19 protein-coding genes are annotated in these 21,858 nt (G+C 37.9%); 8 read left to right on the top strand and 11 right to left on the bottom strand.

Annotation, left to right across the window (positions count from 1 at the left end; all coding sequences use genetic code 11):
• Positions 1-494 precede the first annotated feature (494 nt).
• From GILLI_RS09480 to GILLI_RS09485, 3 genes are all read left to right on the top strand, one after another.
• On the top strand, positions 495-1,016 hold the full coding sequence (locus GILLI_RS09480) for a hypothetical protein (RefSeq protein ID WP_006988889.1): 522 nt from the start codon (positions 495-497) through the stop codon (positions 1,014-1,016).
• A 1-nt stretch (position 1,017) separates the two neighbouring features.
• The gene (locus GILLI_RS18405) at positions 1,018-1,188 is read left to right on the top strand and encodes a hypothetical protein (RefSeq protein ID WP_006988890.1); all 171 of its coding nucleotides are present in this window, start codon (positions 1,018-1,020) and stop codon (positions 1,186-1,188) included.
• Positions 1,189-1,403: 215 nt separating this feature from the next.
• Positions 1,404-2,117 (top strand): 3'-5' exonuclease, encoded by a 714-nt coding sequence (locus tag GILLI_RS09485; protein WP_006988891.1) that lies wholly within the window; start codon positions 1,404-1,406, stop codon positions 2,115-2,117.
• A gap of 72 nt (positions 2,118-2,189) precedes the next feature.
• On the opposite strand, the gene amaB is transcribed toward GILLI_RS09485, so the two are convergent.
• A complete protein-coding gene (gene amaB, locus GILLI_RS09490) occupies positions 2,190-3,743 on the bottom strand; it encodes an L-piperidine-6-carboxylate dehydrogenase (RefSeq protein WP_006988892.1) in 1,554 nt (517 codons plus the stop codon).
• Positions 3,744-3,797: 54 nt separating this feature from the next.
• A complete protein-coding gene (locus tag GILLI_RS09495; protein ID WP_006988893.1) occupies positions 3,798-4,346 on the bottom strand; it encodes a 3-hydroxyanthranilate 3,4-dioxygenase in 549 nt (182 codons plus the stop codon).
• 267 nt (positions 4,347-4,613) lie between these two features.
• Here GILLI_RS09495 and GILLI_RS09500 point away from each other — a divergent pair, with 267 nt between their 5' ends.
• The 5 genes from GILLI_RS09500 to GILLI_RS09520 all read left to right on the top strand — a co-directional run bounded on the left by GILLI_RS09500 (position 4,614) and on the right by GILLI_RS09520 (position 12,052).
• Positions 4,614-5,711 (top strand): isoaspartyl peptidase/L-asparaginase family protein, encoded by a 1,098-nt coding sequence (locus GILLI_RS09500; protein ID WP_006988895.1) that lies wholly within the window; start codon positions 4,614-4,616, stop codon positions 5,709-5,711.
• A 153-nt stretch (positions 5,712-5,864) separates the two neighbouring features.
• Positions 5,865-6,374, top strand: a complete 510-nt coding sequence (locus GILLI_RS09505) for a GbsR/MarR family transcriptional regulator (protein ID WP_006988896.1) — start codon at positions 5,865-5,867, stop codon at positions 6,372-6,374.
• Positions 6,367-7,494 carry an efflux RND transporter periplasmic adaptor subunit gene (locus tag GILLI_RS09510; protein ID WP_006988897.1) on the top strand — a complete coding sequence of 376 codons (1,128 nt, stop codon included), beginning with the start codon at positions 6,367-6,369 and terminating at the stop codon, positions 7,492-7,494. The genes GILLI_RS09505 and GILLI_RS09510 overlap by 8 nt, the downstream gene beginning before the upstream one ends.
• Before the next feature lie 6 nt (positions 7,495-7,500).
• A complete protein-coding gene (locus GILLI_RS09515) occupies positions 7,501-10,653 on the top strand; it encodes an efflux RND transporter permease subunit (RefSeq protein ID WP_006988898.1) in 3,153 nt (1,050 codons plus the stop codon).
• Positions 10,646-12,052 (top strand): efflux transporter outer membrane subunit, encoded by a 1,407-nt coding sequence (locus tag GILLI_RS09520; RefSeq protein ID WP_006988899.1) that lies wholly within the window; start codon positions 10,646-10,648, stop codon positions 12,050-12,052. Before GILLI_RS09515 ends, GILLI_RS09520 begins: the two co-directional genes overlap by 8 nt.
• Before the next feature lie 193 nt (positions 12,053-12,245).
• Here GILLI_RS09520 and GILLI_RS19055 read toward each other — a convergent pair whose 3' ends face one another.
• The 9 genes from GILLI_RS19055 to GILLI_RS09570 form a co-directional block, all read right to left on the bottom strand.
• Entirely contained in the window at positions 12,246-12,359 is a 114-nt protein-coding gene (locus GILLI_RS19055; RefSeq protein WP_084810950.1) for a GNAT family N-acetyltransferase, read from the bottom strand.
• Positions 12,360-12,425: 66 nt separating this feature from the next.
• Positions 12,426-12,707 (bottom strand): GNAT family N-acetyltransferase, encoded by a 282-nt coding sequence (locus GILLI_RS09530; protein WP_006988900.1) that lies wholly within the window; start codon positions 12,705-12,707, stop codon positions 12,426-12,428.
• Positions 12,708-13,677: 970 nt separating this feature from the next.
• A complete protein-coding gene (locus GILLI_RS17715) occupies positions 13,678-14,286 on the bottom strand; it encodes a porin family protein (protein WP_006988901.1) in 609 nt (202 codons plus the stop codon).
• A 369-nt stretch (positions 14,287-14,655) separates the two neighbouring features.
• Entirely contained in the window at positions 14,656-15,678 is a 1,023-nt protein-coding gene (locus tag GILLI_RS09545) for a polysaccharide deacetylase family protein (protein ID WP_006988903.1), read from the bottom strand.
• A 14-nt stretch (positions 15,679-15,692) separates the two neighbouring features.
• The gene (locus GILLI_RS09550) at positions 15,693-17,321 is read right to left on the bottom strand and encodes a glycosyltransferase (protein WP_006988904.1); all 1,629 of its coding nucleotides are present in this window, start codon (positions 17,319-17,321) and stop codon (positions 15,693-15,695) included.
• A gap of 7 nt (positions 17,322-17,328) precedes the next feature.
• Positions 17,329-18,585, bottom strand: a complete 1,257-nt coding sequence (locus GILLI_RS09555) for a glycosyltransferase family 2 protein (RefSeq protein ID WP_006988905.1) — start codon at positions 18,583-18,585, stop codon at positions 17,329-17,331.
• Between the two features lie 9 nt (positions 18,586-18,594).
• Positions 18,595-19,602 (bottom strand): glycosyltransferase family 2 protein, encoded by a 1,008-nt coding sequence (locus tag GILLI_RS09560; protein WP_006988906.1) that lies wholly within the window; start codon positions 19,600-19,602, stop codon positions 18,595-18,597.
• A gap of 109 nt (positions 19,603-19,711) precedes the next feature.
• The gene (locus GILLI_RS09565) at positions 19,712-20,980 is read right to left on the bottom strand and encodes an ABC transporter ATP-binding protein (RefSeq protein ID WP_006988907.1); all 1,269 of its coding nucleotides are present in this window, start codon (positions 20,978-20,980) and stop codon (positions 19,712-19,714) included.
• Between the two features lie 6 nt (positions 20,981-20,986).
• Complete coding sequence (locus tag GILLI_RS09570) at positions 20,987-21,853, bottom strand: ABC transporter permease (RefSeq protein WP_006988908.1); 867 nt, start codon at positions 21,851-21,853, stop codon at positions 20,987-20,989.
• Positions 21,854-21,858: the final 5 nt, after the last annotated feature.

Below are 21,858 nucleotides of genomic sequence, written 5' to 3' on the forward strand. Positions count from 1 at the left end.
TTCTTTTTACCAGTTCTTTGTATAACTCAACTTTCGCCAAGGGTGTTGACTAATTTTTTATATTGATATCATATAAAGTTGTTAGGTTAGAAGTAAATTTATGTAACAGGATATATTTGGTGAGTTCGCAAACTCACTACTTTATTTTTACTTTAGAATGAGTTCCCAAATTAGTATGAGATATTCCTATCTTGATTAAAAATTGGTTTCGATACTTGAACGAGTATTATAGCCTTAATATCTTTTTTGGTTTTTCTCAAAAACAAGAAACATAATAGACTCCCCAAGCAATAGACCAAAAAATATCCAAATTAGAATGATTCTCAACATTAGTCTATTTAGATTTGAATAAAATTCACAACACAAAGAACTATAAACACTAATTAAATATTCTCTTACACATTTTAATTTTAAGGGATAAAATAATAAAAGTTAATTATATAACACGTTCTGCTTCAGCTCAGGGAATCAACTAAATTTCGTAAATTGTTACAATGAAAAAAACTGAGCAAGGTTTTATAATTGACCGATTAACAGATTCGATTCTAAACACAATTTCGGGCGATAGTTTCCAAACGGAAGTTTCTACTTTAAAGAAATCCGATTTGAAACATATTCTCAAAAAGAACAACTGGAATTTTGCTTGGAAAGCGGAATTTAATGACTTGACCAAAGAAGTTTATAAACTGACAATCGTAAACAATCCGGACATTGTTCAAGGACTTTTGAGCATTACAGTTGAGAGTGACCACATCTTTATGAACTTGCTCGAAAGTGCGCCATTCAACATCGGGAAACAAAAACTTTACGAAGGTGTAGCTGGAAATTTGGTGGCTTATGCGTGTAAAGTTTCGTTTCAAAAAGGCTATGACGGATTTGTAGCTTTTACTGCAAAATCACGACTGATAAAGCACTACGAGGAAACTTTGAGAGCTTATCATTTCCGTAATCAAAGAATGATAATTGACACAAATTCAGCTAAATTTTTAGTGACTAAATATTTTAAAACATTATAAAATGGGACATATCGCAGAACCAAAAGGAGTGGATTTTTTAATTGAAAGTCCACCATTAACTGACAAAGAGAGAAAAGAATTGAGCGAATTTATCAAAAAGCGTAAAACAGAACTCGGAAAGGAGTCTGTGCAGAAACGAAGACCTCGCACAAAAGAAAAGCCGAAAACATAACATCGTATGAAAATAATAGGGCAAGTGGTTGCTAAACCCAGTGGTTTGGTACATTGGCAAAGTCGCCAAATTTTTAAATTTGGCTTATTGATAAAAGAAAAAATAATAAGTAAAATTTAATAATTCGGCTTGTTCTTAACCGAATAGTAGTCGCCCTTTTTCCAACCTACTATTCTTAACCAAGACCTTTGATGAAACTTATAAAATGCTAGACCATGATTCATAAGCTCAACCTGGAACATATTTTATTTCTTGACATTGAAACCGTGCCGGAGGAAAAGACATTTAGTTCTTTAACCGAAGAACGGAAAAAACTATGGGAAGACAAATCCAAATACCAGCGCAAAGAAGAGTTTACAGCTGAAGAGTTCTATGACCGGGCAGGGATTTGGGCAGAATTTGGAAAAATCATCTGTATTTCGGTAGGTTTTTTTAAGTTCAAAAATGAGATAAGAAGCTTTCGTATCACGACATTCCAGGGAGAAGAAGAAAAACTTTTAAAGGATTTCTCGCTTTTACTTGAATCTCATTTTTACAAACCTCATCACCTGCTTTGCGCCCATAATGGTAAAGAATTCGATTTTCCCTATATCGCCAGGAGATTGATCATTCACAATATTCCGCTTCCCGGAAAATTGGATCTATTCGGAAAAAAGCCCTGGGAAGTCCCTCATCTGGATACTTTGGAATTATGGAAATTTGGAGATTATAAACATTATACTTCGCTAAAACTTCTCACCAACGTGTTAGGAATACCATCCCCAAAACAGGATATAGACGGATCTGAGGTAAGGGATGTTTACTATATAGACCGGCAACTGGGAAGAATAGTAAGTTATTGTGAACGGGATGTCCTGGCAATTGCCCAGGTGCTATTAAAAATGCGGCAGGAAGAATTGCTTCTGGATACAGAAATAGTTTCGGTATAAAAAATCGAAAACCCGCCTTAAAAGAAGCGGGTTTTTGTTTTATTATTTTAATAAAGTGTCCTAAATTTCAGGCTAGAGATCGAACTTGATACCTTGTGCCAATGGCAACTCGGTAGTATAATTTATGGTATTGGTTTGTCTTCGCATATAGACCTTCCAGGCATCCGATCCGGATTCACGGCCACCACCGGTTTCTTTTTCTCCTCCAAAGGCACCGCCTATTTCAGCACCACTGGTTCCAATATTCACATTTGAAATTCCACAATCTGATCCCTGAACCGAAAGAAAATGTTCAGCTTCTCTCAAATTATTGGTCATAATGGCTGAAGATAATCCTTGTCTAACCCCATTCTGAATTTCCAAAGCATCTTCTACATTTCCCGAATATTTCAGCAAATATAAAACCGGGCCAAAGGTTTCGTGTTGTACGATATTAAAACTGTTGTCTGCTTCTGCAATCGCCGGCTTCACATAACAACCGCTTTCATATCCTTTACCTTCCAGAACGCCACCTTCAACAATTATTTTTCCACCTTCTTTCACTACTTCTTCCAAAGCATGCTTATAATTCTTTACCGCATCTTTATCGATAAGAGGTCCTACATGGTTGTTCTCATCCAGTGGATTTCCTATTCTCAATTGTTTGTAAGCAGCAACTACCGCATCTTTCACCTTATCATACATAGATTCGTGAATGATCAACCTTCTGGTAGAGGTACAGCGTTGCCCTGCAGTTCCTACTGCACCAAACACAGCACCTATCACGGTCATTTTTATATCGGCATCCGGAGTAACAATAATGGCATTATTTCCACCAAGTTCCAACAGGGTTTTTCCAAGACGTTCAGCAACTTTGGAAGCCACTATCTTTCCCATTTTTGTAGATCCGGTAGCAGATATCAAAGGGATTCGGGAATCGGTTGTCATCATTTCCCCCACTTTATAGTCTCCGGTTACCAAACAGGAAATCCCTTCCGGCACTCCATTTTCGGCAAAAACACGGGCTGCAATTTTTTGACAGGCTACAGAGGTGATAGGAGTTTTTTCAGATCCTTTCCAAACACAGGCATCTCCACATACCCAGGCCAAAGCAGTATTCCATGACCAAACTGCAACCGGGAAATTAAAGGCAGAGATAATTCCCACTACTCCAAGAGGGTGGTATTGCTCATACATTCTATGCCCGGGGCGTTCAGAGTGCATGGTCAATCCATGCAACTGCCGGGATAATCCCACGGCAAAATCACAGATGTCTATCATTTCCTGCACTTCTCCCAAACCTTCCTGGTATGATTTTCCCATTTCATAGGACACCAGTTTTCCAAGCGGTTCTTTCAACCTACGCAACTCATCGTTAAATTTCCGTACCACTTCACCTCTTAGGGGTGCAGGCATTTTTCTCCAGGTTTTAAAACCTTCGGTTGCCGAGGTCATCACTTTTTCAAAATCTTCTTTGGTAGTAGATTTTACCTTTCCTATCAATGCTCCGTCTACCGGAGAATAGGATTCAATAATATCACCACTTCCAAAGAAATCCTTACCTGTAGAAGTACCTTCATTTATATCTTTAATCCCTAAATCTTTCAGGGCTTGCTTAATTCCAAATTCTTCTGCTACTCCACTCATTAATTCGTTGTTTTAATCTTGTTTATTGTTTGTTTGTTGCGAAAATAATAAAATTTAATCGTTTTCCCCTTCAGCTAAAAATCTTGAGTCTACCGGCATAACCGTTCCGCAGGAATCGCAGGTTCTCAACTCCTTACTTTCATAGAAATGTCGAAAATGCTTTAAAAAATCCTTTTCAATATCATGCAGCGGGAAGAAGACTTCGTACAATTTATTGTTACAGTTATCACAAAACCAAAGCAAACCATCCTTGCCCTCTTCTCCCAATCGCTTGCGCTCAATTACAAGACCTATGGAGCCTTCGTTTCGCACAGGGGAATGTGGGACTTTTCCGGGATGCAAATACATATCCCCGGGGCCTAATTCCATTGTTTTCTTCTCTCCATTCTCCTGAATATGGATCTCTATACTTCCCTCCAACTGGTAAAAAAGTTCTTCGGTTTCATTGTAATGATAATCCTTACGAGCATTGGGTCCGCCTACCACCATCACGATATAATCGTTAGAATCCTTGTAAATATTCTTGTTGCCAACCGGCGGTTTCAATAAATCCCGATTTTGTTCGATCCATTTATTGATGTTAAAAGGTTTATTTATAGCCATTTTTGGATGTTTTTTTTATATCCCTTAAAATTAAACAATCTCCACCACAATGTTCTTAAGCTTATTAAAATGTTTTGGGCGTGTGCCAAAAAGTGGCACCGCGCTATCCGTTTCAAGTCCTCGTCCCGAAAATAAAACCCGGGACTGCGGGCTTTCCACTACTATCGCTCACGCAGGAAAAGTAAGGATAATGTTACGCTGTTTTGATCTTCCCATTTTTAATGAAAATTTTACTACTTTTATCTCCCAATGTTCAAGCCTACAATTATGAAAAAAATTCTTCTGCTATTATCAATTACAACACTATTTGCCTGCAACCAATCTTCAGTAGATAAAAAACCAATAGGAGATCCGGCTCCCAAAACCACTTCAGACAAAGTGGAATCAGATAATTATGGGATTGTTATCCACGGCGGGGCAGGAACGATATTAAAGGAAAATATGACAGATTCTCTTGAAACTGCATATAAAACTGTTTTGGAAGAAGCTATTCGTGCAGGCCACGAAATTCTTGCCGGGGGAGGCACCTCCATAGATGCAGTGCAGGCCAGTATAAACATAATGGAAAATTCACCTTTGTTCAATGCAGGAAAAGGAGCCGTATTTACAGCCGATGAAACCAATGAGATGGACGCTGCCATTATGGATGGAGAAACTCTTAATGCAGGTGCAGTAGCGGGTGTAACTACAGTTAAAAATCCTATTAACCTGGCTTTCCAGATAATGGAAAATTCCCCACACGTGTTGCTTTCAGGAAAAGGGGCAGAACAGTTCGCAAAGGAGCGAAATTTGGAAATTGTAGATCCTTCTTACTTTTATACAGAAAACAGATTTCAGTCCCTGCAACGTGTTAAAGAAGCAGAAGCTGCTAAGGATTCTGCAAACAATGCAACTGCCTTTTACGATCCTTACATCAAAGAATCAAAATTTGGAACCGTAGGCGCTGTTGCTCTTGACAAAAATGGAAATATAGCAGCTGGGACCTCAACCGGGGGTATGACCAACAAAAAATGGAACCGCATTGGAGATGTGCCTATTATAGGCGCCGGAACCTATGCCAACAATAAAACCGCCGCCATTTCAGGAACCGGATGGGGAGAATATTTTATGCGCGGAGTGGTGGCCTATGATATTTCTGCAATGATGGAATACAAAAAAATGAGTTTACAGGAAGCAGCTTCCGCTGTGATCCAGGATAAATTAACCGAACTTGGCGGAGAGGGCGGAATTATTGCAATTGATGGTAAAGGAAATATAGCGATGGAATTCAATTCTGCAGGAATGTACCGTGCAGCTATGAATAAAGAAGGAGACCTTACTTTAGGGATATATTCAGATGCAGAGCCTACTTCAGAAGAAGAATAATATATTCTTTTAAATAATATCAGGAACCCGGAAGTAAAATTTTCCGGGTTTTTTTATGCCTAAAAATTTAAGCTAAAATCTTAACAATAAATTAGTTTTTGATTAGTTCGATAATTACCGAACTAAAACTAACTTGCGCCTTCAAATTTTAAGATGAAAGAAGCAAATTTAGCAAGCCAAAAGAAAAACCTGATTGAAAGGATGGGGGTATACCTAGAGAACCATGATAATATGGCGCCCCTGGAAGCAAGGATTTTTTCTGCTCTCATTTTGACCGGGAATAATGGAATCACTTTTGAAAGGCTTGTTGGTGATCTTTCGGCTAGCAAGAGCACCATTTGCACCCATCTTAACACACTCCAGGCAGCAGGAAGAGTTAACTATTATACCAAAAGCGGAGATAGAAAAAGATACTTCACAGTGATTCCAAACCGCCTGATCCAAGTGATGGATGAGATGTTACAAAAATGGCAAGAGCAACAGGTACTTCATAAAGACATGCTTGATTTTAAACGTACAATGGAGCAAGAAGATCCTGAACCAGGTAAAAATGATCTTGATCTCCAATTTCACGAAAACTATCTTCAGTTTCTCGAGGAAGTGAGCCTTTCAGTAAAAAAATTCAAAAAAAAGATATCGCAAAAACAAGTTGAAAATGATTAAGAAAAAACTTTCCAGCATAGGCTCCTTAATTGTATTGGCCATACTTTTTTCTGGTTGTAACCGCGGCGCTTCAAACTCCAGACCGGCACCTGCTATAAACCCTTATCCCACTATAAAGGTTGAAAGAAGGGATGTTACGGCATTCAAAAAATTTCCGGCAGAGATCGAGGGAACTGTAAGCAGTGAAATTCGGCCTAAGATTAGCGGATACGTTCTTGAGGTGGCGGTGCATGAAGGTGAGAAAGTAAAAGCCGGCCAACTGCTCTTCAGGCTGGAAACACAATCTTTAAGCCAGGATGCTTCCGCAGCCAAAGCCAACGTACAGGCAGCACAGGTGGAGGTAGACAAATTGATCCCTTTGGTTGAAAAAAACATCATTAGCTCTGTTCAACTTGAAACAGCAAAAGCGCGTCTTGCACAAGCCAAAAGTTCTTATCAGGGAGTGGCGGCAAACATAGATTATGCGCGGGTAAAAAGTCCGGTAGATGGTGTTGTGGGATCCATCAATTTTAGAGAAGGTGCTTTGGTAAGTCCCCAGGACCCAACTCCGCTCACTACTGTCTCAAATATCTCTGAAGTTTTTGCAAATTTTTCAATGAACGAAAAAGATTTTATAGCCTTTAACAGGAATGCAAAAGGAGCGAGCATAGAAGAAAAGATCAAAAACCTTCCGAAGGTTAAACTTATGCTGGCAGACAATTCTGAATATGGAACAGAAGGAACCATTGAAACAATTTCAGGAGGAATCAATGCCCAAACAGGTAGCGTTACTTTCCGCGCAAGATTCAACAACGACCAAGGATTGTTAAGAAACGGAAGCAGCGCCATAGTAAAGGTTCCTGAAAAATTTGAAAATGCCCTGGTGGTACCAACCCTTTCCACTTTCGAAAGGCAGGAAAGAACATTTGTTTACAGAGTTGGAGAAAATGACAGCATTTTTAGCGTGATAATTGAGGTGGGCACCAATGTAGATGATCTTAGTGTAGTCACTTCGGGATTAAAGGAAAATGACCAAATCCTTGCTCAAGGCGTAGGTAAAGTCCAGCCTGGAATGAAGATAAAGCCTCAGCCAACTTCTATAGACAGTATAACAAGTTCTTCGAAACCGGTTTTTAAATAAAGAAAAATGCTAAAAATATTTATAGAACGGCCTGTACTTTCTACAGTTGTTTCCATTCTTCTGCTCATTCTGGGAATATTATCTTTAAGCTCTCTTCCTGTAACCCAATATCCGGATATCGCTCCGCCAACTGTACAGGTAAGCGCGGGTTATCCCGGAGCCAACGCACAAACCATCCTGGAAAGTGTTGTGATACCAATTGAAGAACAAATCAATGGTGTGGAGGGAATGACCTATATCACATCCACTGCAAGTAACGACGGGAGCGCAGGAATCCAGGTATTCTTTGAACAGGATACAGATCCGGACATTGCTGCCGTGAACGTCCAAAATCGAGTTTCAAGGGCGAATGCGCTCCTGCCTCAGGCAGTGGTCCAAAATGGGATCATTGTACAAAAGCAGCAGACAAGCGCTCTTATGTACTTTTCTCTCTTTTCTGAAAATGAAGACTACGACGCCACCTTTCTGGAAAATTATATGAACATCAATATAATTCCAGAGCTTCAAAGGATTAACGGGGTTGGGGAAGCAAGGTCTTTTGGAGGAAGAAATTATGCTATGCGCATCTGGTTGCTCCCTGAGAAAATGGCTGCCTATAACCTTGTACCTTCAGATGTAACTGCCGCCATCAATGAACAAAGTCTGGAAGCAGCGGCAGGTTCTCTTGGACAAAACAGCGGACAAAATTTCGAATACGTTCTTCGCTACAAAGGCCGGTACAAAACAGCTGAAGAATATAAAAATATTATTATTAAAGCCCAGGATAATGGGCAAATTTTGAGACTTCAGGATGTTGCAAATGTAGAACTTGATGCTCAGGGGTATTCTTCTAAAATACTTGTAAATGGTCTCCCCGGAATAAATGTTGGGGTTTTCCAGACACCTGGCTCGAATGCACAGGCTATTATTGAAAATATTCAGGAAAAATTAGATGAGTTAAAAGAAGATTTTCCTGAAGGGGTAGATTATTTTATTAATTACAACACCAATGACTTTTTAACAGCCTCCATTGACAAGGTAACGATCACTCTTATAGAAGCCTTTTTGCTGGTTTTTCTTGTGGTCTTCGTTTTTCTTCAGGATGTAAAAGCTACAGTGATTCCAGCAATTGCGGTTCCTGTATCGATTATCGGAACTTTTTTCTTTCTTAATTTATTTGGCTATAGCATCAATTTACTTACACTTTTCGCTTTGGTGTTAGCCATTGGGATTGTTGTAGATGATGCTATTGTGGTTGTGGAGGCTGTCTATGCCAATATAGAAGCTGGTGCGAAAACGGCCAAAGAAGCGAGTATTACTGCTATGGATGAGATAGGTGGCGCTATTATTTCCATTACCCTTGTAATGGCTGCAGTTTTCGTTCCCGTTACCTTTTTGTCTGGACCAACAGGAGTTTTTTATCAACAATTTGGAGTTACATTGATTGTTGCTGTGACTATTTCAGCGGTTGTTGCTTTAACTTTAAGTCCGGCGCTTTGCGCTATTTTTCTTAAATCTCAGAAGGAAAAGGAAGAACAAAGTAAGAAGAATTTACTTCAGAAATTCTATTCAGGCTTTAACAACACCTATGCTGCTGCTTCAAAAAGGTATGTAAGATCGGTTTCCTTTCTTACAAGAAATAAATGGATCACAGGAGCAATTCTTGTTGCTGCAATTCTTTTAACCTTGTGGGCTGCAAAAAGTACTCCTACAGGTTTCGTCCCTACTGAGGACAGGGGTATTATATTCATGAACCTGGAACTTCCGGTTGGTGCTTCTCTGGATCGAACTTCTGAAGTTACCGAAAATCTCTATAATGAGATCATCAAACTTCCCGGTGTTCGTGGAGCTTCTATGATTAACGGAAGAAATTTCTTCTCGGGGGCAGGTGGTTCTTATGCGCTTGGTTTTATTCCTTTGCAGGCGTGGAATGACAGAGAGGATGAAGATGTTTCCATTGAGGCAATCACCGCTAAGTTAACCCAGCTTGCCATTACGGTGGCACCAGATGCCAAAGTTATTTTCTTTCAGCCGCCAAGTATTCCCGGTTTTGGTTCGTCTGAAGGTTTTGAAGCAAGATTGCTGGACAGGACCGGGGGCAGCTTTGAAGATCTTGATGAAATGGCAAAAGAATTCACAGGTTCTCTAATACAGCAAGATGAAATAGCTTTTGCTTCGAATTCTTTCAGCACCGATTTTCCTCAGTATCAAATTGATATAGATATCGCAACAGCAAAAAAATCTGGAGTTTCCGTAAATGAGATTTTAAGCGCATTACAAGGTTATGTAGGAGGAATTTATGCAGCAGATTTTAGCCGTTTCGGAAAACAATATCGCGTGTACGTACAAAGCCTTCCCGAAGACAGAGCAGATCCGGGAGATCTAAGCAAGATCTTTGTAAGGAATTCCACAGGGCAAATGGCACCAATCAATCAATTTATTACCCTTAACAAAGTTTATGGACCCCAGTCGGTAAGCAGGTTCAACCTATTTAATTCGGTTACTATTAATGGATCGGCAGCTCCCGGATCAAGTTCAGGGGAAGCCATTGCAAAAGTAGAGGAGCTGTCCAATACTTCGCTGCCTCAAGGGTATGATATCGCTTATTCAGGTTTGACAAGGGAAGAAATCGCTGCTGGCGGACAAGCTTCCACTATTTTTATCCTTAGCCTCGTATTTGTTTTCTTCCTTTTAGCAGCGCAGTACGAGAGCTTTTTAGTACCATTTTCTGTCCTACTTACCTTGCCTGTGGGAATTATGGGTGCTTTTTTAACCATTAAAATGGCTGGTCTTGAAAACAATATTTTCTTCCAAATCGCTTTGATCATGCTTTTAGGGTTGCTGGCGAAAAATGCCATTTTGATAGTGGAATTTGCCATTCAAAGAAGAAAAACAGGAATGGGAATAACAGAAGCAGCAGTAGATGCAGCAAAGGTAAGGTTAAGACCAATCCTGATGACCTCATTCGCCTTCATTTTAGGCTTGATGCCTCTGGTGTTAGCTTCGGGAGTTGGTGCTATAGGAAACAGATCTATTGGAACAGGAGCCGTTGGAGGATTGTTGGTAGGAACCATCTTAGGCGTCTTTATCACGCCTGTACTTTTTATAATTTTTCAGACACTTCAGGAAAAAATTTCAGGAAAACCAGTTGTGGAAAATAAATCTCTTCAGAATGAATAGCATAAGAATCAAAAAGTATTTTATTATTCTTGGAATTCCATTCATATTCCAGGCATGTTTTGTTGCAAAAGAATATCAGAGGCCTGAGGAAGTAGTTCTTGAGGAGGATCTCTTCAGAACCAATATTCTTCTGCAGGATACCACCAGCATGGCTGAAGTTTCCTGGAGAGAAATGTTTACAGATCCTTTGTTAATCACTTACATAGAGCAAGGTTTGAACAACAATATTGATATTCGGGTTGCGGTTCAACAAATTGCCGCCGCAGAGGCTTATGTAAAGCAGGGAAAAGCCGGATACTTTCCAACTTTAGGATTGGGGACAAGTGTAAACCATCAAATCCTGTCTAGAAACAGTCAGTTTGGCTCTTTTTTCGATGGAAGTATTACCCAATATGAAGCAACCGGAAACCTTTCATGGGAGGCAGATATCTGGGGAAAAATAAGAAGCAATGACCGTGCTTTCCAGGCTTCCTATCTTCAAACAGCTGCAGCACACCAGGCGGTTAAGACAGAATTGATTGCAAGTATTGCTTCTATGTATTATCAACTGCTGGCATTAGATAAACAGCTTGAGATCACTTTGGAAACCATTGAAACAAGGGAAAGCAGTCTGGAAACAACAAAGGCATTGAAAGAAGCCGGAACAGTTACAGAAGTTGCTGTTAAGCAAACCGAAGCTCAATTGTACAGAGCCAGAGCTGTGGTAGTAGATATTGAAAATAATATCCGTCTTCTGGAGAATGCTTTTTCTATTTTATTAGGTGATACTCCTCATGATATTGAGCGTTCAGATTTGGCAAGACAGCAAATAACCACAGAACTTCAGGCAGGAGTTCCGGGGCAGATGTTAAGAAACCGCCCTGATGTTATAGCTGCGGAATACAACCTGATCAATGCTTTTGAACTTACAAATGTAGCCCGAGGTAGTTTTTATCCGTCCATTAGGTTAACCGCCAGCGGTGGGTTTCAGAGTTTAGATATTGCCGAGCTTTTTAATGCCAATTCCCTATTTGCAAATCTTGTAGGTTCTTTGGCCCAGCCTCTGCTGAATCAAAGACGCATAAGGACCCAATATGAAGTTGCCCAGGCACAACAACAGATAGCCCTTTTAGATTTCAAGAGGTCTTTACTTGTAGCCTCAAGAGAAGTTTCTGATGCTTTGTACAACTATGAAGCTGCCGTCAAGAAAATAGAATTGAAATCGGAAGAATATGGCGCTTATGAACTGGCAACCAATTACTCTGAAGAATTGCTGAATAACGGTTTGGCAAATTACCTGGAAGTTTTAAACGCTCAGGAAAATGCGCTTAATTCTCAACTTGAACTTGTAACTGAGAGGTTTAACAGGCTGGATGCAATAGTGGAATTATATCAAGCCTTGGGAGGTGGATGGAGATAATCTTTTTATATGATATGCGGATAAGATAAAAGACCGCTGCGCTTTGAGATAAGAGAACAAAGATTTGATTGAAACTAATTGACGATCAGGTAATGTTCATTTTCCAGTTCCTGCAGATTTATTTCAGGCATTAGCAAACTTTTTCACGCGGCGGCCTCAAAGGAAAACGCTGCGGACGTTGCGTGCATAATTTCTACGCCAGAACATCATCATAATATGAAGATTTTTCCATCACTTTTTTTGCGTAGGAGCATGCCGGTACAATTTTAAGATTATTTTCCCGGGCGTATTCAGCAAACTTTTTCACGCGGCGGCCGCAAAGGAAAACGCTGCGGACGCTGCGAAACCTTTGCGACCGCTGCGTGCTTAATTTTTATGCCAGAACATCATCATAATCTGAAGATTTTTCCATCACTTTCTTTGCGTAGGAGCATTCCGGAACAATTTTAAGATTGTTTTCCCGTGCATATTCAGCAGATTTTTCTACAAGTTGCTTTCCAACTCCCTGCCCCTGGTAAGAGGGATCTACTTCTGTATGTTCAATAACTATTTTGTCTTTCCCGGACTGCGAATAGACCATTTTCCCTGCAGTATTACCGGAATCTACCGCTTCAAATTCACCTCTGCTTTCACTGCTGCTGTGTTTAATATTCATTTTTTTTTCTTCAAGAAACCAAAGTTAAAGGATTTTTCAAAACAAATTAACCTAGTTTAACTTTCCAGCTTTAGAAGCCCACCAGGGATGACTTTCGGAAGGATGGTGCAACAGAGTAATAAGCCCGGGAGGAATGAATAACTTTCCACTTATAGTATTACCAGATTTTTCTGATGTAGTTGTTAAGGCTATGGAGCGAAAACTGGAGTACAAAAATAATTAAGTCAATAAAATTTCCAACAGGGAATTAACTACAATGGATTAGCCTAAAATTTAAAAAAGAAGAAAAATGGAAAATGTAAAGAATTATAGGAAAATTTAAAAGAGTGATGAAAGGCCACTTTTTTTGTTCAACTGAGGAGTTCACCGAAATGAATCAAGTGGCATAAAGGCGTTAGAAAAAGGTTTTATCTGAAATTGAAAAGACTAAACCGGAAAATAATGGAACTATGGTTGGTGTTGCCGGAAATAAAATGGCTCTTGAAAATAATGAAAGGTTTATTGAAGAGGACCTGGGCAGAACGTGGAAAGAGGATAGTCTACAGTAGAAAGAGAAAGAATCTCACGAAAAGCGGGAAATGCACGAAATTATTGAGGCCTTGGAAAGTTTCCCTGAATCTGATTTTTTATAGCGGCATTTTCTGGATATTGATTAAGAATTGCTTTTTCCAAATTGATATGGTTTTGGCCGGGAATTAGAACTGTTTTTTCCCTAAGATTAATTGATTTAAATTAAGAAACTGCACTGTAATTTATATTTATTGCCCTTCCAATCTTGTTTGAAATATTGCTGTGGAGCTTGATTTTTTGAACTAAAACCTAAATTAAGTTTATCAGGTATCCTTGTTAAAGGCAATGATGGTATGACTTCTTCCCTACTAATGCCATTCTCATCCAAAGTTTTCACTAATGTTGAGACTCATCATTTTAACTGTCCATTATAAAATTAGGATGTATTATTAATTTCCTATCAAAAAATGTAGAAAAGAGAAAGTTGAAGCATCTCATATTTAAATTCCTGGCTGTTCATAACGGCCTCTGAACTTATATGATTTAATCCGAGCATATATTTTATTCCTATCCCAAAGGTTGAAGTTATGTCATATTCTACGCCAAAGGTTGCTCCCAGGCTGCGGTCCTCCAATCCTTTCGTTATCATGGAACCCGACCCTTCATTCTTTTGTTTGGCGTTAATAAGTAATTGAAATTGAGGTCCTGCTATAAAAGATAACCTGCCCATTGCCTCCCATCTAAGAAATACAGGAAGTGAAATATAATTAAATTCATAACTGGTACCCAAAGATGCTGCTTTTCCTCCCATTTGGGAGTATAAATATTCAGGTTGAATATAGAAGCTTCCGGATAATGGAGCAATAATAAAAAATCCCGCTATTCCTCCTGGTTTCCATGAAGATTCTATGGGAATAGCAGGAGGAGGAGAACCTTTGGAGAAGTTCATGTTGGAAAAATTTACTCCTGCCCTAACACCATATCTAACCGGATTTCTTTCAAGAGGCTGTGCGCATATCCCGTGGAGAAACAAACTAAATACAATAAAACTAAGAATTTTTAAATTCATAAATTACAGATAAATAGAAAGTTAGTGAATGTGGTAACTCGATTTAATGGGATTTCTTCAATCCCAGACATAACTGTTTATGGAAATTGTCTGCATTAGCAATCCAGTTTTTGGGCTTTTTAAATCGAATGAGGTCTTTTTGAAGTGACACAGCTGTTGATACGGTACGCCAAAATCAAAAATTAAGGTGCAGAGTGCTTAATAAGAGGAAAAATGTTCGGACCTATTAAAAAATATAGTTTAAAAAAATTATTCCAATATATAGAAAGTTATACCCATGAAAGAAGGTATTATGTAATTCGATATGAATTTAGTACCGCATATTGCTTTTTGTTATCTCGAAAAGCATAAGTTAAATTTGATGACTACTCATTTATTTAGAGCATTTTGACCAAAGCTTTTCATAAGTTTTTCATTAAGTAATGCTCCGTTATAATTTGCTACATGCAACCGCCCTAACCTGAGCGGTGAAGAATTTCGGGTTATAGTTTCTTCTACTGTAGTAAAACCTAAAGCTATTTCATTTTGCCTTACGGCTGACAAGGTTTCATCATTGTAATCTCCGTAAGGGTATGCAATTGCATTTACTATTGAATAATTATTGCTTTCAAGATAATTTTTACTAGCTGCAATTTCTTTTATTTGAAATTGAGTAGAGTGACTTGCTAAGGCGGGGTGGGTTTCAGTATGCACGCCTAAAGTGAAAAGTTTATTGTTTGCTAACTCTTTAAGCTGTTCAGGATTCATTGGGGAATATTCAGACATTTTTGATGGAGTAAAATCAGCCCAGTTTTTTATGTAATTAATAGCCTTATCTATCATATCATAAGGAAGTGGCTTTAACAGTTCCCATATGTTAAGATATAATTTGCAACGATTGGTCGGCGGATGTTCAGGCCAGTTCCAGGTTTGATGTTTTTGCTGAATTTCGTCATTTAATTTTTCGATTGTAAAATGAAAATAATGAATCTTTTCATCGATCTGTAATGTGAGTTTTGAAGGGAGTGTTTTAGAATGAAGGATAATTGCTTCCAGCTCATCCCACCAAAACCATTGTTGCTTCCCAATAAAATGGGTTGGAACAAAAAAAGTTGCTGGACAATCATATTTTTCTAACACAGGTTTAGCATACAGATAATTATCATTGTATGCATCATCAAAAGTTATATAGACACTCTTGTGTATTATTTTGCCTAAACTTAATTGTCTGGCCAGTTCAGCAAGCGGTAAAACTTTAAAATTTTTGGTGATCGTTTTAATTTGAGCTTCAAAATTATGTGGACTTACCGACAATTGCCAAGGATCTGTCTTAACATTAAATACCCGATGGTACATTAAAACAATTGCCCTAGGTTCCGATTGATGAAAATAATTTTTAATTCCGCTTAACATTTTTTAAGTGGTCGCTATTTGGTGGCACTCACAGCAATGATTACCTGATAATGTGGATCGTGAGAATCCATTTGTTCTTTTTTAATTTCAGGCAAACCCATTCCGTATAAGAAGGCACTTGCAACCAAAACATTCCCATATGTTTTGATTAGAATTTTATCTTCAGAGAAATGCTCTTGTATAATCTTTTGCATCGAGGTATCTGTAAATGACCAAAGCCAATATTTCCCCCATTCATCTTGTGCAATATGGCTGATTCCAGGAACAGTCAATAATAAAGTGCCACCTGACTTTAAAACCCTATTGCAAGTTTTAATCGCTGCTTGATAGTCATATATAAGATGTAAAGTTTGCGTAAGGATGATACAATTAAAAGAATTTGAAGGCAAATTAGGAGCGTCACTTAAATCTCCAATAAATGTAGCTTCATTAGAGTCGTTGACATTAAAAATATCGCTTTTTGTTAGCTTATCCCCGCCAAATTTTAAGGTGTATGCGTTATCTCCTATTTCCAATACTCGTCCCTTAATTAGTGAGGAACTTTCGTTTAGAAAATTTTCTATGTAATATCTGTCTATGGGGCCGCCCCGATCATAGCCGAAATTTACGCTGAAAGGTTTTGTTCGATTTAAGTCCCCAAGATTAATATTACCTGCATTGGGTATCTCTGGTTTATTTTTTATTTTGTAATATATCTTCCTTAGTATACCAATTATCCGATTTTTGAAATCTTTTCTTTTTCCTTCATATCCTTCAAACGGTTGATTTATAAATTTTTTATAAAGGCTTTTGTTGTTACTTTTTAAGATCTTTAGTTCATTTTTATCAAATTTCACCTCCCCGGCATATAATTTACCTACAAAGTCCTCGTAAATTTTTTCAGAGTAGTAGGTTTTCCAGTAATTTACTCCCTTTTTATAAGACTTCTTTTCATCTTTGTTTTTGAGATTTTTCTTTTGAAAGGATAATGCCAGCAAAGCTGACTTCATCATCTCAACGTAATTGGCGGACATGTTTTGACCGTGCTTTCTGTAAACAGCGATTAATTTGGTATGATGAATAATTGGAAAAAATCTCGTAATTTGAAGATACATATCATAATCCTCACAATAAGATAAAGTTACATTGTAAGCAAATTTTTCAAATACCCAGCTTCGGTACATTACGGTTGCATGCATACCAATAAAATTACCTTCCAGCAGCTTACAATAATGGTTGTCTGCTATTTCCTTTTGAATAGTCCAGGTTTTATCTTCAGGCTCATAATACAATTCATAACCTCCGGTCACAAATGCAGCATTTACATCGGTATTTAAAAATTCAAGATTATTTTTCAGGGCGTCCTTCAGAAGCCAATCGTCTGCGTCTAAAAAAACCAAATAATCTCCCTTCGCATGTTTAATACCAGTATTTCTTGCTGCGGACAAGCCGGCGTTTTCCTGATATACATATTTAACTTTCGGATAATTGATACATACAGTTTTAGTATTATCAACCGAACCGTCGTCAACCACAATAAGTTCAAAAAATTGATAGGTCTGTGAGTAAACGCTTTGAATAGCTTTTGCCAAATACTTTCCATGATTATAGCATGGAATGATTACTGAAACCACGGGGGTTATCGAATTTATAGTTTTTACCATTTTACTGTTATAGAAATAATGGTGGTTTTTTCTTATTTCTATTATAAAATCTTATTCCAGAAATTAGGCCTCTTATTTCACTCCATATTGTTTGGTAGCGCAATTTATAATTAGGGAACCCGATAAGGATTAAAAAGAAATAATATCGGGGTATTTCATAATATAAATAGTGCTTATAGCCAATTTTTTTATCCTGATAATGTTGTATCAGTACAGATGCGGAATGCCCGCGCATGTAGCCAAAAAGCTGCTTATGTAATTGCTTCAATCCCCTTCGGTGTTCATGATATACGAATGCCCTTGGATTGTAATGAATAGACATTTTTTCAGTTAAAATCCTATACCATATTTCAGAATCGCCACTACAACCTGCTGCACCAACATCTAATCTATCATCAAAATAGTTAACTTTTTCAATAGCCCTTTTTCTGAAAGCCATATTGGCTCCCGCTCCAATCTCCCATACCTTTGGTATAGTTAAAGATTTACGAATAAAATCATTATTAAAAAAGATATCCTGATATCCCTTATTGAACCCCCAATTTTTTTCAAATATTTGCTGACTTTCGGTTTCAAGCGAAGACGCAATCACTAAGCCTGTCATTGCATCAATGTTTTCTTGTAAAAAAGTTTCCCAAATACGATAAGACCACAACAAATCTACCCTTACGTCATCATCGGTATACGCTACTATGGGAAATTTTGCCAGTCGTGCACCGGTATTTCTTGCGATATCTAATCCTGGACGCGGCTCTTTACAGTAACTTACGGTTTCATACAATTCTGCAACTAACCTTGTACTATCATCTAAAGGTGCATTATCTACAACAATTATCTCGCGAGCCATACAGATTTGTTCGTTCAAACTGTTAAGACAATTTTTCAGACTTTCACTACGGTTTCGGGTACAAACTATAACAGAAATATCAACCTTATCAGGTATTTCCATTAATAAATAAGGAGAAAGTATTTTTTCAATTAATTTTGAGAATTCAAAAATATCTTTGGTTTCATGTGCTTTTATTATATCATTTATTTGTTGATTGTTACGATCATAATTTCTCAACGTAGGGATAATCACTCCCATTATTTCCTTTGCAAAATTAGCACTACCCCCTTCCTCAATATACAAATGGCCCAGGGGTATTTTTACCCACCAAAAGACAAAATAATACCTATTGCCTACTTCTGGCTGAGCAATAGAAGAAATGTCCCGTTCATCCAATTGCACATGATAAATTCTGTATGGAGCTATTTCAGGCACAATATGGACTTATTTTAATCTTTTTTTTAAAAAATTCCGGTAAGGGTCGCTCCATATATAAAATAATAAAACAGCTATTCTTGATATTATATATTTATCTCGGTAAATACCTAAAATGCTTTTAATTTGATTATAAGCCGGTTTATTGTTTTTATTATCAAACCAAGTTCCAAAAGTTTCGTTCATTGCCCAATAAACATAGTTTCTTTTAGCATTTTGGAGCATTTTACGTTGATCTTTTTTAGGTAGATAGCTGATTATTATAGCCGTAACTTTCTCAATATCTTTTATATTTTGACCTGTTTGATAACTTTGCCAGGTAATGGAATTTTCATGCTCTCGATATTCCGCCAGGAATTCAGGGATATAAGCTGTGTCATATTCTTTAGCTATACGGGCCCACATTTCCCAGTCTTCGCCATATTGTACCAAATAAAAACTTCCCAATTTTTCATAAACTTCCCGCTTTACAGTAATTGCTACATATTGCAAACGAGGATGCTGCGCAAGTTTATATAACCAGTTGGCTAATATGCAAGGTTCGTCAGCTTCCAAACGGGATTGGTGGGAAAATCTCCCATAACTATCTATATGTTCCCAGGGACAAAAGGCAGCTCCTGCGCCAGGGAATTTTTCAAAAATTTCCGTTACCGCTAAATAGTATCCTTTTTTAACCCTGTCATCACCATGTAATAAATGTACATATTTTCCCCTTGAGCGATTGATACAGGTTTCAAAATTTCTAAGACTGCCAACGTTTTCTTTCTGCCTGTAATAGCTCACCCGGTCTTCACCTATCGTTCTTACCAGTTCTTCTACGTTAGCATCTGTACTGCAATCATCTACAACTTCAATTTGCATCAGGTTTTCACCCATATCCTGCTTTAAAACACTCACTATTGCCTCCTTCAAATAATTGGAACAATTATATGCTGGAATCATCACAGACCAGATGGGGCGATGTAATCCATCCGTAACGGGAGCAATTTTTGGTGGTGATTCAGGTATTCTCTCCACTTTTTTATAATTTAATCAATCATTGAGGGTTTAATTCCCCGGGGGCTTTCCTCGAATTTTTAAAAGAATTTTCTAATTGATCTCGAGGGCTTTCCCTGAGGTTCTTGATTCATTTTATAAGAGCATTGAGTACTAAAGGGAAATCTGGTCGCACATAACCCCACCATTTGCCATACCAGTTAATGCTCTCACGATAATCTGCGATATCGAACATTAAACACTCTTCATATGAAAACAACTCAGAGGATGTATCTCTTGCAAAATGCAGTGTAAATGAATACGACCCATCATTAAGAAAATTTCCAGGGATTGTACATTCTCCTTCAACCATACCTTTTTCATATATTGCTGGTTTTGAAGGAATATCAAATATACATTCACCAGCCAAAGTAAACAGTAGCAAATCGGTCGACAGAACAATATTATCGCTCGCATTGTAAAACCTGAACTTCACAGTGAGCGGAGTTCTAATATCCGGAACGTTGTTGGGATCATCAAGATGGGGAATGAGTTCTACATAAAGCACTCTGATTAAATCATTACCTGGCGCTTCATTAAGGGTTGAAAATTCCTTTATCCAACTGTTTTTGTGCAGGGCACTTAAATATTCATTAACAACTGATTTTGTATTTCCCCGTGCACGAATGTTTCCTTTATCCAACCATAGTGCTTTTGAGCAAAGATTATTCACAGCCTGCAAATTATGGCTGACGAATAAAATGGTACGACCACTTTGCTTGGAGGCATCATTCATTTTGCCAAGACATTTCTTTTGAAAATCGGCATCACCTACAGCTAAAACTTCATCGATAATAAGAATATCGGGCTCTAAATGTGCTGCGACTGCGAAGGCTAAGCGCACATACATTCCCGATGAATATCTTTTTACTGGAGTATCGATAAACGCCTCCACGCCTGAAAATTCAACAATTTCATCAAACTTTTTCAGTATTTCTGTTTTTTTCATTCCCAAAATATGACCGCATATAAAAATATTCTCCCTTCCGCTAAGCTCCGCATGAAATCCTGTACCAACTTCAAGTAAACTACTTATGCGTCCACGACCACGAACGATACCTTCAGTGGGTTTTACAATGCGGGATAATATCTTTAATAATGTTGATTTTCCGGCTCCGTTATGACCAATTATTCCTAATGCTTCACCTTCTTTTACCTCAAAGTCAATATTTTTGAGCGCCCAAACAGCCTCGGTATTGTCAATCTTTTTACCTCCCCTGATATATTGATTGGGGTCTTCATTATTGAGGATTTTACGCTCCCACCACAACTGCATTTCCCGCCGTAACGACCCGGAGCCGATGGTACCGAGGTGATATAATTTTGAAATATTTTCAGCCTGTATTACTATGTCTGACATAAATTTTTATAAAACATCTATTAATTTATCACTCATTTTATTAAAGAACATTACCCCAAAACACACCATGGCTAGCATAAAAACAGTACTGTATGAGAGATGAAGAATATCTATGCTCCCCATTCCTAAAAATGCAAACCTGAAATACTCAAAGAGGGATGATAGTGGGTTGATATTTACCAACCATTGCATTTTTTCAGGAACCATACTAAGTGTGTAAAAAACCGGGCATACAAACATAAGTAGTCTTATGATGAGCTGAATTAAAGACAAAAGATCTCGGTATTTCGCAGTAAGAACAGAGAAAATTAACCCACCCCCAAAACCAATACCCGTGGTAATAGCAATTACAGGAAAAATTAGTAGCAATCGGCCCAGGTTAAAATCAACTTCACCTTTTATTAGAAAAAATATATAAGCCACAATAAGTAAAAGTAGCTGAATTCCAAATAACAGTAATTGGAGCCAAAGGGTGGAAAGAGCAACTATAATTCTTGGGAAATACACTTTACTGAAGAGATCCGCATTTTGAGAAAAGGTTTTTGAAGTTTGAAGAAAGATTTCTGAAAAAAGATTCCAGAGGGTAATGCCTATCAAGTTAAATAGAAAAGGTGGTACGCTTCCAGTAGAAATACCAATTATATTATTAAATACCACTACATAAATTAGCACAGTAAGCAATGGCTGAAGTAATGCCCAAAACGGACCCAAAAGTGTTTGCTGATATAATCCTAAAAAGTCTTTTCTGACTAATTGCTGTAACAGATCTGTATATGAGTAAAGTTCTATTAAACTTATGTTCCACCATGAAGTCTCGGGCTTAATTTCCCATTCCCAATTTACAGAGCCAAGTTTATTTGGTTTTTCGCTCATTTTAC

It is taken from the genome of Gillisia limnaea DSM 15749, from assembly GCF_000243235.1.
In the GTDB taxonomy this organism is placed as follows: Bacteria; Bacteroidota; Bacteroidia; order Flavobacteriales; family Flavobacteriaceae; genus Gillisia; species Gillisia limnaea.